Annotated in this window: 14 protein-coding genes and 1 pseudogene; 7 read left to right on the forward strand and 8 right to left on the reverse strand. The window is 64.6% G+C overall.

Annotated features, from left to right (window positions below; genetic code table 11):
* Positions 1-62 precede the first annotated feature (62 nt).
* Genes BSF38_RS25500 through BSF38_RS25510 form a run of 3 tightly spaced genes read left to right on the forward strand, consistent with a single transcriptional unit; the run spans position 63 to position 2,494 of the window.
* Positions 63-836, forward strand: a complete 774-nt coding sequence (locus tag BSF38_RS25500; protein WP_145952325.1) for a hypothetical protein — start codon at positions 63-65, stop codon at positions 834-836.
* A gap of 11 nt (positions 837-847) precedes the next feature.
* Complete coding sequence (locus tag BSF38_RS25505; protein ID WP_076349880.1) at positions 848-1,294, forward strand: hypothetical protein; 447 nt, start codon at positions 848-850, stop codon at positions 1,292-1,294.
* Positions 1,295-1,297: 3 nt separating this feature from the next.
* Complete coding sequence (locus BSF38_RS25510; RefSeq protein WP_076349881.1) at positions 1,298-2,494, forward strand: carboxypeptidase-like regulatory domain-containing protein; 1,197 nt, start codon at positions 1,298-1,300, stop codon at positions 2,492-2,494.
* A 393-nt stretch (positions 2,495-2,887) separates the two neighbouring features.
* Here the strand turns inward: BSF38_RS25510 and BSF38_RS25520 are convergent, their stop codons facing one another.
* Entirely contained in the window at positions 2,888-3,493 is a 606-nt protein-coding gene (locus BSF38_RS25520; protein WP_076349883.1) for a DUF4145 domain-containing protein, read from the reverse strand.
* A 323-nt stretch (positions 3,494-3,816) separates the two neighbouring features.
* Here BSF38_RS25520 and BSF38_RS25530 point away from each other — a divergent pair, with 323 nt between their 5' ends.
* The gene (locus tag BSF38_RS25530) at positions 3,817-4,263 is read left to right on the forward strand and encodes an SLOG family protein (RefSeq protein ID WP_076349885.1); all 447 of its coding nucleotides are present in this window, start codon (positions 3,817-3,819) and stop codon (positions 4,261-4,263) included.
* 171 nt (positions 4,264-4,434) lie between these two features.
* Here BSF38_RS25530 and BSF38_RS25535 read toward each other — a convergent pair.
* Together BSF38_RS25535 and BSF38_RS31800 are read right to left on the reverse strand one after the other, a co-directional pair.
* Positions 4,435-4,659 (reverse strand): annotated as a pseudogene (locus BSF38_RS25535) (magnesium chelatase domain-containing protein); the annotation flags it as partial.
* Positions 4,660-4,768: 109 nt separating this feature from the next.
* Complete coding sequence (locus BSF38_RS31800) at positions 4,769-5,308, reverse strand: DUF4177 domain-containing protein (RefSeq protein WP_210405646.1); 540 nt, start codon at positions 5,306-5,308, stop codon at positions 4,769-4,771.
* Between the two features lie 330 nt (positions 5,309-5,638).
* Between BSF38_RS31800 and BSF38_RS25545 the strand changes: the two genes are divergently transcribed.
* The 3 genes from BSF38_RS25545 (at position 5,639) to BSF38_RS25555 (ending at position 8,414) form a co-directional block, all read left to right on the forward strand.
* Positions 5,639-5,869, forward strand: a complete 231-nt coding sequence (locus BSF38_RS25545) for a hypothetical protein (RefSeq protein WP_076349886.1) — start codon at positions 5,639-5,641, stop codon at positions 5,867-5,869.
* A gap of 157 nt (positions 5,870-6,026) precedes the next feature.
* Positions 6,027-7,322 carry a hemolysin family protein gene (locus tag BSF38_RS25550; RefSeq protein WP_076349887.1) on the forward strand — a complete coding sequence of 432 codons (1,296 nt, stop codon included), beginning with the start codon at positions 6,027-6,029 and terminating at the stop codon, positions 7,320-7,322.
* Positions 7,323-7,475: 153 nt separating this feature from the next.
* Positions 7,476-8,414 carry an alpha/beta hydrolase gene (locus BSF38_RS25555; protein WP_076349888.1) on the forward strand — a complete coding sequence of 313 codons (939 nt, stop codon included), beginning with the start codon at positions 7,476-7,478 and terminating at the stop codon, positions 8,412-8,414.
* A 26-nt stretch (positions 8,415-8,440) separates the two neighbouring features.
* On the opposite strand, the gene BSF38_RS25560 is transcribed toward BSF38_RS25555, so the two are convergent.
* From BSF38_RS25560 to BSF38_RS25580, 5 genes are all read right to left on the reverse strand, one after another.
* On the reverse strand, positions 8,441-8,935 hold the full coding sequence (locus tag BSF38_RS25560; RefSeq protein ID WP_076349889.1) for a hypothetical protein: 495 nt from the start codon (positions 8,933-8,935) through the stop codon (positions 8,441-8,443).
* On the reverse strand, positions 8,932-10,512 hold the full coding sequence (locus tag BSF38_RS25565; protein ID WP_076349890.1) for a TolC family protein: 1,581 nt from the start codon (positions 10,510-10,512) through the stop codon (positions 8,932-8,934). The genes BSF38_RS25560 and BSF38_RS25565 overlap by 4 nt, the downstream gene beginning before the upstream one ends.
* 188 nt (positions 10,513-10,700) lie before the next feature.
* The gene (locus tag BSF38_RS25570; protein ID WP_076349891.1) at positions 10,701-11,687 is read right to left on the reverse strand and encodes a C-terminal binding protein; all 987 of its coding nucleotides are present in this window, start codon (positions 11,685-11,687) and stop codon (positions 10,701-10,703) included.
* A gap of 116 nt (positions 11,688-11,803) precedes the next feature.
* Entirely contained in the window at positions 11,804-13,261 is a 1,458-nt protein-coding gene (locus BSF38_RS25575) for a hypothetical protein (RefSeq protein WP_076349892.1), read from the reverse strand.
* 142 nt (positions 13,262-13,403) lie between these two features.
* Complete coding sequence (locus BSF38_RS25580) at positions 13,404-14,729, reverse strand: glucuronate isomerase (protein WP_076351464.1); 1,326 nt, start codon at positions 14,727-14,729, stop codon at positions 13,404-13,406.
* Positions 14,730-14,821: the final 92 nt, after the last annotated feature.

The raw sequence follows: 14,821 nt of genomic DNA on the forward strand, positions 1-14,821 counted from the left end.
CGAAGACCAGGACTGGCACCCTCAGCGCGAACGGTCGCCACACGATATCGCGCACCTGGCAGGTGATCACCGAGACCCCGGCTACGGGCGTTGCCAACGTGTACGAGATGCTGAAGTCCGCCGGCATCGTCCTCAACATGGCCTACAACCTCGACGGCGAGACTATCCTCGGGCACTACTTGCAGTCGCTCGTGCCTACGGAGTCGACCGACGACGGCATCCAGTGGGATGTGGTCGGCACGTTCGCTCAGTACGATCCGACGCAGACCGGCGGTGAGAACCCTCTGAACGCCAAGACCCAGTGGACCATGCGTCCCAACATTAGGCAGATCCCTGTTGACGTTGACTCGAACGGGGTGCCCGTCCGGAACAGCGCAGGCCAGCGGTTCACCCAGCCCCTTACCCGCGACTACAACGACGGCATCATTAACGTGGTGCGGAACGAGGCGTCCATCGACCCGGCCCTGCTGGCCGCCGTCGAACAGAAGGTCAACGACGATCTATTCTTGGGTGTCTTCCCAGCGAAGACTTGTCGGTTCGTAAGCGCGGAGGTGTCGAACGGCTTTGGTCCGGACGGGACGCCGTACGTCACCGTTCAATATCAGTTCGCTCTGAAGTGGAGCACTTGGGTCGTCAAGCTGCTCGATCAGGGGACCGTGCACCTGGAGTCGGGGAAGCAGAAGCCGAACTACTCTAGCGGTGGCGTCACCATCAAGTCCGATCCGTCGTTGCTGGACGGGTCGGGCGGTCTTCTGGCTGACGGCGCGGATCCTGTCTACCGTGAGTTCGAGCCGTACGAGGCGATCGACTTCTCGATCTTCAATTTCGTTCTTTAAGGGTCGTGGCCATGCAGAACCGTAAGGAAGCCTGGCTGACTACCAAAGCCCGTGAGTGGGAGCTTCGGCACCAAGCGTTTGACGGCGCCTACGCAGTCGATCAGACCGTCCGGTGGTACGTGCTCACGCCCAAAGATGGAATAGGTGGAGCGTCCGAGGCCGATGCCGTCGTAGACTTCGGGGCGGGACCGATCCCGGTGATGGATGGTGATGAGCCAGTCAAGTCCAGGACGCCCAGCGGCACCTCCTGCTTGGCGTACGAACTGGATGATGACGGGGTCTTCCAGCCAAAGGTGGTAGTGGATGATGAGGGTGGCATTCAGTTGGTTCGGTACGACGTCTACAACTGGTCGGTGAACGGGATATCTGGTAACGCGTTCATGCGGACCGAGGTGGTTGGGGGTAGGCACTTCCTGGTCAACGCCGAGTGCCCGCCGCCACCCGACGAAGGGGAGTGACCGATGCCGACTGTGCCTAATTGGTCGCCGTTCGCACCCGCCCCGCACTGCGGGTGCGATACGACTTGCAAGTTCACCTACCACGTCATAGACCCTTGCGGGGTACCGCCCAACGAACCCGTCGTCGGGGCCACCGTCGAGGTGCGCAACGGTTCGGGGGACCTCCTCCAGACCGGGACAAGCGACAGCAACGGTGACTATGTAGTCACCGGCCTGCCGTCGGCCGGCTACACCTTCACCACCATCACGGGTACCGACAGTTGGGTCAGTGACCTAATCCTGGCCGAGTGCGGCAAAACCTACCAGTTAAAATCACGCTGCGCTCCCAAGATCCGGTTCAAGGTGAACACGGCGGCTGCACCAGTAATCACGTCGCTGCCCAAGCTGTTCCCGACCGAGACGACCGACGGTTCCGACATCATCTGGACGCTGTGCGATCCCAGGACCCGATTGCCGGATTTCTACCCGAAGACGGTGACGTTCACGGCCACCAGCTACAGCTCGCCCGGGGTGGTGAACCCGCTGTATCCCTCGCTGTGCGTCACGCTCACCTTGCAGTGCTACAGCGACATAGAGATAGACCTGACTCAGTCCTACTGGGGTGATTGCTACTTCGGAGTCCAGTCATGCGACGGCGGGTGCTCCTACGGGGCCGGCCCGAACAGGAGGGGCCTGGTGAGCAAGAAGATGGAGGTGAAGTTCACCAGCAATGATGGTCGGTTCGCCGACGACGAGGGCCAGTGGATAACGCTGACGGGATCGGTGTCGGGGGGTGGCATCTACACCTGGAGTTCGGGGCCGCGCGGTCACCAGAACAACTACATGTCCATGGACTGGAAATGTGGTTATGCGGGCTCGTGCTGGCTGAACACGCCCGCCGCGCCCGAGGCCAAGCGGATTTATTACAGCGGGACGGAGATCACGCTTACCGGGTCGTCGATCACTTACAGGCGGGTGAGTGGCACGGATCAGACCAATCAGTTTGGTTGCACTAATACGACTCCGCCGTGCAGCACTGGAGCTGGCAGTGGCGTTCGGGGTTGTTATTGGTCGGACCAGACTGGGCTCCTCTGCTCTGATTATACGAACACGGCGAGCGTCAGCCCGTTCGGTTGTTGTCCAACCAACGTGACCGTGGGCGTCATACTCACCGATTACTTCACAGGCAAGTGGGGTTACTCGATTCGAGAAACCTGCTGATAGGATTGGTGAGATGATGTCCAGGTGCAATTTCTGTCCATTGGGTGCTGGTGATGGGGTTTGCGCTCCGGCGGTTGATCATCCGAGGCTGTGCAGACTGGTCGAGCGTGAGCTTACCTTGCCGCTTGAGTCGCGCTATTGGACGGACTTGACGCGCGGGGGCGGGGGGCCGGATGTCGTGGAGGTGGTTAAGTCGGAGTCGTTTTTCGGGGCGGCGCCGGGCGTGCCCTCTGTGACGTCCTCGGTGCCCTCTGACGGGGCTGGCGCGGCTTCCGGCGGGTGCGGGGCTTGCGGTGGCGGGAAGAGCAAGCCAGGGGCCAAGACGGCAGTCGTTCCGGTGGTCGTCAGACAGCCGACGGTGATCAAGCGGGTGGTCGTCAAGCGGCGTGAGGTCTAAGTCGTCGCCGGTGGGTGCTGTTTGGCGAATTCGTAGATGGTCCGCAACAACATATTGCAAAAGTCGATCAGCGACCTGGCGTCCTCTGCGCTGGACGGAGCGGTCCTGTGGTTGGCACCGTTCCCCTTCTCCCTTAACTGGTCCACCCATCCCCGGTTGTTGGACGTGATCAGGTTCTCGTCCACGAAGAACTGCACATACTCGGCGAAGCTTTTCCCTTCCTTGGCACCGTGGGCGACCGCCACGTTCATAAGAAGTTTCCTTGAGACCATGACTGACGCCGTGTGCGCGTTGACGGTCAGACAGGAGCGAGCCTCGTTGTAAAGAGCCATAATGTCCTCGGGAAGATTCGGGACATCCTGGCCCGGCCGTCGGACAGGGTACTGCCATTCGGGGCAATCATTCCAAAAGGTCGGGCAGTCGCAGCCCGGGCAGATGAACAGGTACGCGAATTCGGTTTCGCTGCTATACCTCTGCTGCCGCCTTTGCATGAAGCACCTGTTTGCGCGCACCAATGCATTGCAGTATCCGCAGATGTACTGCTTTTGGCCGGAGCAGTTCACAGTATTTTGCCAGCCTTGCACGACCCCGTAGTCAACCATTCAGTGCTCTCCTCGGGACGCCAGACGCCGAACGGAACTGGACTGCTGTCTATTATAGTCGATCGATGGCGTCAAGCAACACTGCCCCCTCGTGGCGCTTAGGGCCGGCTTGCGAAAGTGATACAATGATGGCGGGCCGCCAGCCAAGGGCCGCTACGGCCCCGGTGGGCGTCGTGCAGCCGGCGGCGATCAAGCGGGCGGTCGTCAGGCAGCCGACAGTGATCAATCGGGCGGTCGTCAAGCGGCGTGAAAGGCCCTCTTGATCTGCCTGCAATCGTACCATCTTCCTGGTCTTGCGTTCACCAGGTTTTTATAATAGACCGATGCGAATCATAGTAACCGGCGATCGCAAATGGTATGTGCCCGAGCTTGCCGAAGCGATTCTGGCTCGGCTGATATTACGCTACGGCGGCTCGCTGGTCATCGTCCACGGGGCGGCGACGGGGGTCGACCAGTCGTTCTCCGAGGCGTGCGCCGACTCCGGGATAGAACAGGAGCGGCACCCCGCTCGCTGGGAGGACGTCTACGTCGAGGGCGCGGTGGTTAGGCACGATCGCAAGCGGCCATACAACGCTAACGCGGGGCCAATGCGGAACGCCGAGATGGTCGCCTTGGGCGCGGACATGTGCATCGCCCTCCACCGTCGCATCCGGCTGAGCAAGGGGACCCGCGATTGTGCGTTGCGGGCGATCGAGGCGAGGGTCCCAACGTATCTGATCGAAAGCGAGCTGGGCGAGCCTCGGCGTTTGTCATTCTCGGATTTGGTCTAAGGGGTTTATAAGGCGACACCCGACGGGCCGGGTGCCGTAGCTTGCCTGGCTGTCGAGCGTTCGTGCCGTTCGACCGGGGAGGAGTTCCTCGGTGGCAGATCTCAAGCAGACGTAGCCTCGTAGGACCGGGCGAGCAAGCGTGCAGCGATGCTAGCTAGGCTTACGTTCTCCCGGAAACCTGACTGGAGCGAGATTGATCACGATCCGATCGCCCGGACGGCGGTAGCCCGAGTTGACGATCGCCCGCTCGACCCGGTGCGTGCTCTCCTTCACGGCCGCCTCGGCCAGCCCGACCAGAACCGTTCGGGGCATCGACGCCGACGAGACGTCGACCTCGACCTCCACCGGCGCCGCGTCGATCCCGATCAACGTATAGGACGAGAGCTTGGCGAGCATGGTTCCCGATCGTCTCGACGCCGGACCGTAGCAAGGAATTGATTTCCATCCAAGAAGACCATAGCACACGATACGCTATCATGGCCTCATGGCGGAAGACAGCCCCACGTCAGCGTTCCAACAGCACCACGACTTCCTCCTGCATGGCCCCCTGGAAGTTCTTGAGGTGCGGCAGGCACATCGATTTAGCCGTCCAACCCTGACGCGCCAGGTGGTTGAGCGCCTCTTCGAGCCGGGCCAGGTCGAACTTGCCCTCGAAGAGCTTGTCGCGCGAGGTGAGGAGCTTGTACTCCTTGATCGCTCCCTCGTGATGGACCGTGAACGACTCGGCCGGCGCGGCATGGGCGTCGGCGGCGCGTTCCGGATTGGCGACGGCCTGGAGCAACGACGACTGGTCCGGGGCGAGACTCCAAGAGGCGGCGTCGAGCCCCTCGACGGCGATTCCGTCGTGAGCCGACGCGGCGGGTCCCGGCGCGGCGACGTCGCCGGGGCCGGCTGGGGCCGCGGCGGGAGCGGGGGCGGAAGGCTTACCAGCGGCCGCGGCCACATGGAACGCCTGGCCGCATTTCTTGCATTTGATGCGGGCGCCCACCAGATTGGCGGGGATCTTGCCGCGTTCTCCGCACGATGGACATGCCACGTTGAGCATCGCCTGGCTCTCCTTCCAGCCTTGCACGCACGTCTCGATCAATGGATCAAAGTCGGCCCGTCGATCAGGGTAACGCGCGGCGGGACGCGGTTCCATGAGCTAGTCGCCAACCACCAATCGGTCTGGAAAAACACGCCGCGACGGCCGCACGTCGACGAAAGCCAACGTGACGTCGAAACGGCGGTTGCGCGCTTGACGGGCCGGCGGCGCCGGATAACGTAGAACCGATCCACGTAGGGACCGACCAAGAATGGAACCCGCGGACGAAATCTCCAGGACTTCTGTAGGAACAACCGCGTTCATCGCGGCCCTCGATCTCGAATGACCCCCATGAATCCTATCCACCAGCTTGATACCTTGATCGACGATTTGCTGAACGAGACCGACGTGTCGTGCTCGGCCCTGGCCTCCATGCTGACGGCGGCGCGCGACTCGATGCGCGACGGCTACCACGTGGCCTTGGCCCTGCGCGTCTGGGAGGCCAGCAACGCGTTGAAGCATCAATATCTCTATGCTCCGCCGCTCGCGGAATCGACGCTCCTCGCCGAATCGCTCGACTGACGCGGGAACGGCCTCGGCGGGAAAGTGGAGCGGATTCGGCGAAATCGGTTAAGATGGACGGTGCGTCGCATCCTCGCAGCCTTCCGAACGCGTCGCCGTGACGCAGTCGAGCCGATCCCTCCCGCACCGAGGAACGGACCTGATCCAGGTTGCCTTAATGTCATCGATCGTCACGAGCGTCATCCTCGTCCTGGGGTTCAGTTTCCTCGTCGGTCTCTGCTCGCTCGCCGAATCCGCCCTGGGCCAGGTCCAGAAATGGCGGCTGCGGGACCGCGCCGGGCGCGGCGACCACGGCGCCCAGGCGGCGCTGGAGGTTGCCTGCGACCTAGATCGATTCGGGACGTCGGCGCGGCTGATCATCACCTTCGCGACCGTCCTGATCGGGGTCGTCAGCGGCGTGCTCCTGTGCGAACAAACGACGGACTCGACGATCGCGACCCGGTTCACCTCGTATCCGGGGATCGTGGTCACGACGATGGCGGCTGGCGGCGTGGCCATGGCCGTCTTCGTCTTCGGCGACTTGCTGCCCAGGGCGCTGGCCAGGAGCCGCCCCGAGGCGTTCGCTTCGAAGCTCGGGCGCGTGATGCGGCTCGCGTCGGTGGTCGTTTCCCCCGCTTCGGTCCTCCTGAGACGCGCGACGGACGTCCTGGCTCGATGGCTGGGTGCGAGCGCCTCCCCCGCGCCGCCGGCGACCGAGCAGCGACTCCTCGACCTGATGCGCGAAGCCTCCGAAGCGGGAAGGTTGGAAGACGCCAGGCACACCATCTACAAGCGGGCGGTCCGGTTTTGCGACCGCCGCGCCCGCGCCCTGATGACGCCTCGCGACGAGGTCGTGTGGATCGACGTCCACGATCCACACGACGAGATCCGCCGCAAGGTCGCCTCATGCACCCCTTCCCACTTCCCCGTCTGCGATGGGACGCTCGACAACCTCCTGGGGATCGTCCAGGTCAAAGACCTCCTGGCCCGGAACGCCGACGACCAGGGGTTCCGGATCAAGGGAATCCTCACGTTGCCGGCGTTCATCTATGAAGGCGCGCGCGGGCCCCAGATCCTCGACAGCCTCAAGAAGTCGTCGGCTCACACGGCGGTGGTCCTCGACGAGTACGGCTCGGTCGTCGGCGTGCTGACACTCAGCGACGTCGTCGACGCCATCGTCGGGCCGATGGCCGACGAGTCGCACGCGGACGAGCCCCGCGCCGTGCCTCGCGGCGACGGCTCGTGGCTGTTCGACGGCCGGTTCGCGATCGACGAGTTTTTCGACTTCTTCCAGATCCACGAGACGACCGACGACGACTACAACACGCTCGGCGGCCTGATCGTCACTCGACTGGGCCACATTCCGGACGTCGGCGAGAGCTTTGCGAAATTCGGCCTTCGCTTCGAGGTCGTCGACAGGGTCGGCAACCGCGTCGACCGGGTTCTGGTCCAACCGGTCGATCTCCACGCCTGACGCCGGGGCGGGGACGACGCGATGCTCTGCCTGGTGGCTCAGGCCGCTTCCGCCTGATAGACTGCTCGGCATGTCTCCGCGATCGAGACGGCGCGAGGCCGCCGAGTTCCTCTCCTACATCACGCCACAACGTTCCCAACGAGGTCCAAGCACATGAAGCGCGCGCAGATTTTCATAGTTTCGTTGTTCCTCTCGGCGACGCCCCTGTTCGGTCCCGGCACGATCCAAGCCGCCGAAGAGGCAGCCTTCACCCGGACCGAAGACGTCGTTTACGGGCGCAAGCACGGCATGGCGCTGACGATGGATGTGTTCACGCCCAAAGAGCACGCCAACGGCGCCGCCGTCGTCTGGATGGTGAGCGGCGGCTGGTTCTCGTCGCATGATGCGATCAACTCGGCGATGGTCCAGGAGTTCCTCAATAGTGGCTATACGGTCTTCGCGGTCGTCCATGGCAGCCAGCCCAAGTTCACGATTCCCGAGGTCGTCGCCGACGTGAACCGCGCGGTGCGGTTCATCCGGTTCCACGCCAACGACTACAAGATCGACCCCGACCGCATCGGCGTGACGGGCGCGTCGGCCGGCGGCCACCTCTCGTTGATGCTCGGCACGGCCGGCGACGCGGGCGACCCCAAGGCGAAAGACCCGATCGACCGGGTATCGAGCCGGGTCCAGGCCGTCGCCTGCTTCTTTCCACCCACCGACTTCCTCAACTACGGCAAGCCTGGTGAGAACGCCCTGGGCCGGGGCATCCTTCAAGGATTCAAGGCGCCGTTCGACTTCAACGAGCAGGATCCCGACAAGAAAATCTTCCGCGCCATCAACGACGAGTCAAAGATCCTCGAAATCGGCCGCAAGATCAGCCCGGTCAACCACGTCTCCGCCGACGATCCGCCGACCTTGATCTTCCACGGCGACGCCGACCAACTCGTGCCGATTCAGCAAGCCGAGCTGATCATCGACAAGCTCAAGGCGGCCGGCGTCGAGAGCAAGCTCGTGGTCAAGAAGGGAGCGAGCCACGGGTGGCCTGATCTCTTGAAAGACCTTTCGATCATCGCCGATTGGTTTGACGAGCACCTCAAGCCCAAGAAGTAACCCGGACGGGCAGGGGGGGGCCGGCGCTACATGGCCATCGCGGGTGCCTGTGTCGCCGGTCCCAACAGGCTGGGAGGGACCCGGAACGGGTACGCTCCCACCGGTGGCCGCACCATGCCTCGCCCGGCGGGCATACGGTTTAGGAGCCGGCCCGATCCCATTCCACCGCGCCCGCCGCCCATCCCGCCGATCGGAGTCAACGGCGACAGGCCGCGCGACGCCGTCCCCAGCCCGGCTGCGGCAGCTGGCATGCTCATCGCGCCGGACGACGTCGCGGGAGATCCGGCGCTCATCCGCGATTGCACCCCGAGCCCGCCACCGGGCCCCGGCGTGTACGGCAGAAAACCGCTTCCCGAGGGGAGGTAGCCCGCCCCCCCACTTCGGAGCAGGCTCTCCATCCCCGGCCCATAGCTTCCCGTGAAGCCCTGTCCGCCGCCCCCCGGACTTTGAGCCAAAGCCCCGCTGGAGATGAACAGCATGAGGCCCGCGGTCAGAAGCTGGATGCGGATCGCGACGGTCATCGGAGGGCCTCATTCCGCTCGATCGCCGGCGCATCGAGATCGATGGTCTTGACCGGCGGCTTCTCCTTCTCTTCGCCCTGGAAGGGGCTCGCCGAGGGGGAGGGCGGGGTCGACGGTCTTGCGGGCGGGTCGGCCTCCGGCTCGACGGCAACGGGTGACGGGGCGTTGAGGAGCGCCGGGGCCGGCGGATGTTCGTTGAGCTGGGCGCCGACGGCGCGTTCGAGTTGGGCGAGAGTCTTGCCTAACTCGGCTTCGACCTGCGCGATCTGAAGCTCGACCTGGAGTACGTCGCGCCACGCGCCGAGGAGGGAGAGGTAATCGACGCCCTCCTTGTTGCTCCGGTATTCCGATCTCGTCAATTCGAAGATCCGCCTGGCCGACGGTAGATTGTTCCGCCGCAGAAGTCCGACGACGTTCTGCTGGACGCGCGCCGCGACGAGGGCGTCCTTGACGTCGCGATAGGTCTGGTCGCGTTCGGCCTCGTAGAGCTGGGCGTCGGCCGCGGCGCGGGCCTGGGCTTCGTGAACGCCGGCGGTGAGCTTCTTGTGGTAGATCGGCAGGTTGAAGCCGACGAACAGGCCGACGTTGGGCATGCCCATCGCGGTGTCGCGGGCGATCGCGTTGGTGCGCTCCATATCCTGATAGATCGCGCCGAGCGTGAAATTGGGATAGAACCGCTTGCGGGCGAGTTCAATGGCCTTCTCGTCGCGAGCGATCGCCGCGAGCCGGCCTTGGAGTTCGGGGCGGCCGGCCATCGCCAGTTCGGTCAGGTGATCGAGCTTTTCCGGCACAGCCACGAGCGGCGATTCGGCCGTCGTTTCGATCGGAGTCTCGGGATCGACGTGAAGCACGCGCGCCAGCTCGGCGCGGGCCTCACTCACGGCCTGGCGTGTCGTCTCCATCTCGCGGTCGATGTCGCTGACCGCAACCTCGGCTCGAAGGACGTCCGACTGCGAGGCCGTCGCCAGCCGGTAGCGGACGCGGGCGATCTGGAGAAAGTCCTCGGCCAGCTTGCGATTCTCGCCCAGCAAGGCCAGGGCGTGCTCGCTGAAGTGGAGGTCGTGATACGCCCGTTTGACGCTGGCGACCACGTCGAGCTGCGCCGCCGCCAGCTCGAAAAGCGCGATCTTGACGTCGTGGTCGGCGGCCTCGCCGCGGAGCCGGAGCGTCCCGAACCAAGGAAACTGCTGGGCCAGGAGCGCCGAATAGGGCATATAGCCCATCAGCGAATACTGCGGGGCGACCGACGGGATCGGGAAGATCGAATTCGACACGACCGGGTCGTCGAGGGCCGTGACCTGCGGAACGCGATGCTGCAACGCCACGACGTTGAAGCGAGCCGCGCGGACCATCGGGTTCTCGGCGAGCGCCCACCGGATCAACTCGTCCGGCGACCTCGGACCGGACAGGCCAGAGCGCGTCTCGGCGGTGGGTGCCTGCGTCCGAGCCGCCTCGATCGAAGGCCGCGCCGGCTCGTCGAGCGAGGCGAGCGTGACGCGCGGATCGAGCGTCGCGTCACGGTCGAATTCCCGAAGCGGAGGCGGTTCGAGCGTCGCGCAGCCGCCGACGATCAGCATAATCGCAATCGCCAGAAGTCGTCCCCGGGATTCAATCAAAACCGACGCCCCTGGACCGACGCCCCCGCGTTCAAGCCGGGCGCGGCGTTCCCACCGTGTTCAATCCGACAGGAGGGTTATCGGCTGAACCGGTCGCGCCACTTCGGGCGGTTCTACCCGTTCTCTCGATTTTCCACAGGCCGCTCGGCTCAGTCCTGGCGCGGTCCGGGGCGATTGACGGGGTTCCGGGGGCTCTCGCCGAGCAAGACGCGACGGACTTCCTTGGCCGCTTTCGAACGGAGTTCGACAAACCCCTCGACGCTGTAAAAGGCCGAGTGGGGTGAGAGCAAGACGCGCGGATGGTTGCGGAGCCGGGCGTCGTCGAGAGGCTCGACCTCGACGACGTCGAGTCCAGCGAAGCCGATCCGGCCGGATTCCAGGCCGTCGAGCAACGCGGCGACGTCCACGCAGCCGCCACGGGCCGTATTGACCAGGATCGAGCCGGCCCGCATCCGCGCGATCGTCGCCGGATTGATGATGTGGTGCGTCGACTCGTCCAGGTAGCAATGCAGACTGACGAAATCGCTTTGCTCGAGCAATTCCTCAAGCCGGTGGGCGCGGTGGATTCCCAGCGCCTTGTCGACACCCTCGGGAAGATGAGGGTCGTAGAAGACCACGTTGAGCCCGAAGGCCTTGGCGCGAAGCGCCGTGGCGGCGCCGATCCGGCCGCAGCCGATCAACCCCAGCGTTTTGCCTCGTAGTCGGGGCGTGCCGAGGGCGGTCGTGTAGTTCCACAATCCGCCTCGAATGGCGTCGTGGCAGGGCAACATCCGCCGCGCCAGCGCGAGAAGGAACATGATGGCGTGGTCGGCGACCTCTTCGGTGCCGTAGTCGGGCACGTTGCAGATCTGCACGCCGTGCCTCGTCGCCGCGTCGAGATCAACGTTGTTGAATCCGACGCCCGCTCGCACGATGCAGCGGCACCGTTCGGCGACTTCGAAACTCGTCTCGCTGAACCGCGGGATGTCGTGGAAGAGGATGATCGCATCGGCCTGAGGCAGCAGAGGCACCAGCTCCGTTTCGTTCATCGCCCGACCAAGACTGAGCGTCGCCACGTCGTCGAGGATCGGCACTTCGACCAGGGTCTCATCGAGGAAATCGGCGACGAGTACGTTGAATCGGCCGGGGCTGGGCATGCTCATGTTCCTCGGATCGGGGCAGGCGATGAAAACGACTCGGCTCCGACGGAACGCGACGTACCGATCGGAACCGAGTCATCATGGGTTGCGACGCCCTGGCTGGATGGGACGGCTCAGCGAGTATCGTCGAGGTCGCGGCCCTGGAATTCCCTGGCCCGGTCCTCGGAGATGGCGCGGAGCATCCCGTTGCTGAGGCGTCGATAGAGGGTCGATCGGTATTCGGCGGGAACATCGTGATCGATCCATGCGCGGGCCTCGGTCGCCATCCTCCTGACCCCCTGGGATTCCGCGATCGCCCCCATGGCGACGAACCGCTCGGAGTCGGAGGGGTAGAGCACCAGGCTGGCCCTGGCGTCCTCAAACCGTCCGGTGGAGATCAGGCTGTCGATGAGGATGCCCGCGAGAACTCCGCGGAGGCCGTTCTGCTGGATCGAGGAGACGGCCTGACCCACGAGGTTGTACGATTGGGTCGCGGCGTCGTTCTGGTTCTGCCGGGCCTGGGACTCGGCGACCAGCACCAGGGCCCGGGCGCGAGCCTCGGCGTTTTCGATGCCAGCGGCGATCTCGGTCGCCCGGTCGTACTGATCCGACTGGCCGGCGGCGACGGCGATCCGCTCCAGAGCCTGGTTCTTCCAAATCGGCCGTTCGATCTGCTGGGCCGCCTCGACGGCTTCGAGCAGAATCTCGTCGGCCTGTTTCTTGTACTCGTCCTGCTTCTCGTTCGGTTGCTTCTTTCCTGGGTCGGCGCCCTCGGTCAGCCTGGCGTATTCGAGCGCGATGGTCGCGCTGCCGTTGGCCATGTTTTCGATCGCGCGCTCGAGGTACTCGCTGCGATACGTGGCGCTCTTGATCCGGGCCGCCATGTAGATCGACCGTCGCCACTCAAGTCGGGCAAGGCGGATCGCGACGTCGGGGGCGATCCTCGCGGCGGCGATCGCCTCGTTTCGAGCGTCGTCCGCGAAGAAGGCACCCTGCGGCTTGGCCTCGCGGAGCAGCGCGTCGGACAAAAGTCCCGCAGTCGTGACGATCGAGATGATGAGCTGGTCGTGGATCAGCGGGTTCCGTTCCTCGTCGGCCGCGGCGGCCGCAGCCACAATGGCCTTGTTCGCCGTCGTGAGCTGGTTGCCGAGGATCGCTCCTCGGGTGATCTGGAGCAAAATTCGGCCCCGCTCGCCGGCCTCGGTCATCTGCTGGGCCGTTTCGATCATCTCCGGGGTGATCCGCATCGCCGTCTTGCGGCCTGACGCGTCGCGCTCCTCGAGCGAGAGGAACGGCGCGAGGATCGGATCGTCCGGAAATTGCACGTTGATGCCCGGCCCGTACGGCGCGCCGCCGCGCCGGCCGGAATCCTCACGAAACGGTGCCACCGCCCCTCCTCGGCCGGGCCCGCGAAGGGGGCCGCGCGTGCCGGGGGGCGGATAGACTCCCGCCGACCTTCCGGTGCCCGTCCCCGATCCACTGCCCGAGGAGAGGCCGCTGTCGTTCTGGGCCGCCAGCGGCGGCACCAGGCCGAGCGCCAGCGAGGCGATGACGAATGCCGGGAATCCGGCTGCCAGGTGTGCGGGCCTCATGGAAGTACGTCCTCAAACTCGATCGGTAGGAGCACCGACGAAGGGGTAGTCGATTACGAAAGGCGGATCGGCGTACTCCAGACGCGGGACGACTGCGCTCCATCTCTGTAACAATGCCCTCCGTTCCGCCCGCGGTCAAATTTCAAGACCGCGATCCTTGAGGCTTCATGCCGAAAACCCGTCGAGGATTGTCGAGCAGGACGAGTCGCGCCAGTTCCAACGCCCGATCGATGGTCCAACCTTGCTTGCCGATCGCCTCCCCGGCCAGCGTCTCGGCCAGAATGCGACGGTACATATTGAACTTGGGAAGAATGAATTCGAGCTTGTACGCATCCGAGTAATAGCCCAGCAGCTTGACCTTGGGGAGCGCCTGAATCCGCGCCTTGAGGTCGGCCGCGATGAACGCGGGCACGTTCGAATACCACCAGTGGCCCATGGGCAGCACGTTGGGGAAGATCCACGAGTAGGCCACGAGCTCGGCCCCCGCGTCGGGAGAGAGCGTCGAGACCGGAAACACGACCGAGGCGAAGTGGTTGAACAGGTCGCGGTAGTCGTAGAGGCTCACCCGGCGGTCAAACAGGTCGCGGCCGCCGGCGACGCCCGCCGGGTAGACGTTGCGGATCGGGCCGATCATCAGGTCGAACGGTAGTTTGAACTCGGCGCAGTGCTCGGCCAGCATCCAGAACACCGTGGCGCGGATCTCGGAGTGCTCGTCGGGACGGAGGTCGAGCCCCTGGATCGCCCGCCGCACCGGAGTGACGGCCCGCCGGGGGGCCGCGCGGTGAGGAACGAAATCGGGAGGCAGGCTGATCGCGCAGGCTCGCGCTCCCTTCTTCGTGAAGCGATCGAACAGCACGGTGATCGCCTGGCGGAGACTGGCCAGATCGATCACGTCGACGTTCGTGGTCCGGCGGAGCCGCTCGACGGTCCGGGGCTCGTGGAGCTTGAGGACGAGGTCGTCGGTGCGCAGGCAGGGAATGTAGGCCGAGGCGTCCCAACCTTCCAGATCGTCGTCGAACTCGTTGGTCAGGAAAACCGCTTCGAGCCGGCTCTGCTTCCAGACGTGCAGGTCCCACGACGGGCCGTCGTTCTCGTGAAGAGCTTTGTCGAACAGTCCGCCCACGTTCGCCGGGGTGATCCGATCGTGCGGGAATTGATGAAACGTCCGCGCGATCTCGACGAGCCACGAATACTGGACCGTGTTGTCGACGGCCGAGAGGTGCTCGGCCAGGTTCTGGGCGCGGGTCCGAGGATCGAGCGCGGAGTCGACTCGTTCGGTCGGCATCCCGGAGGCGTGGGCCAGCTCGGTATAATAATGGTATCCTAGCACCTCATCGAAGTTGCGAGCCGCGGGTCGACGAGGGTCGATATGGGAATGAGGGTCGAAGATCGGCCAGCGGCTCATCTCCTCCATCAGTTCTCGGGCCGCGGATTCGAGAGGTCGGACGGTGGGGTTTTCTGCTGTCATCGTGTGCCACTCGAAGATAAGACGTCGAACGACCGGGGCGGCCGTCTCCACGGCCGGACCGGCCTGGATCAATGGCGAGCGTAGCTCAGGCT

This window comes from Paludisphaera borealis (assembly GCF_001956985.1).
Classification (GTDB): Bacteria; Planctomycetota; Planctomycetia; order Isosphaerales; family Isosphaeraceae; genus Paludisphaera; species Paludisphaera borealis.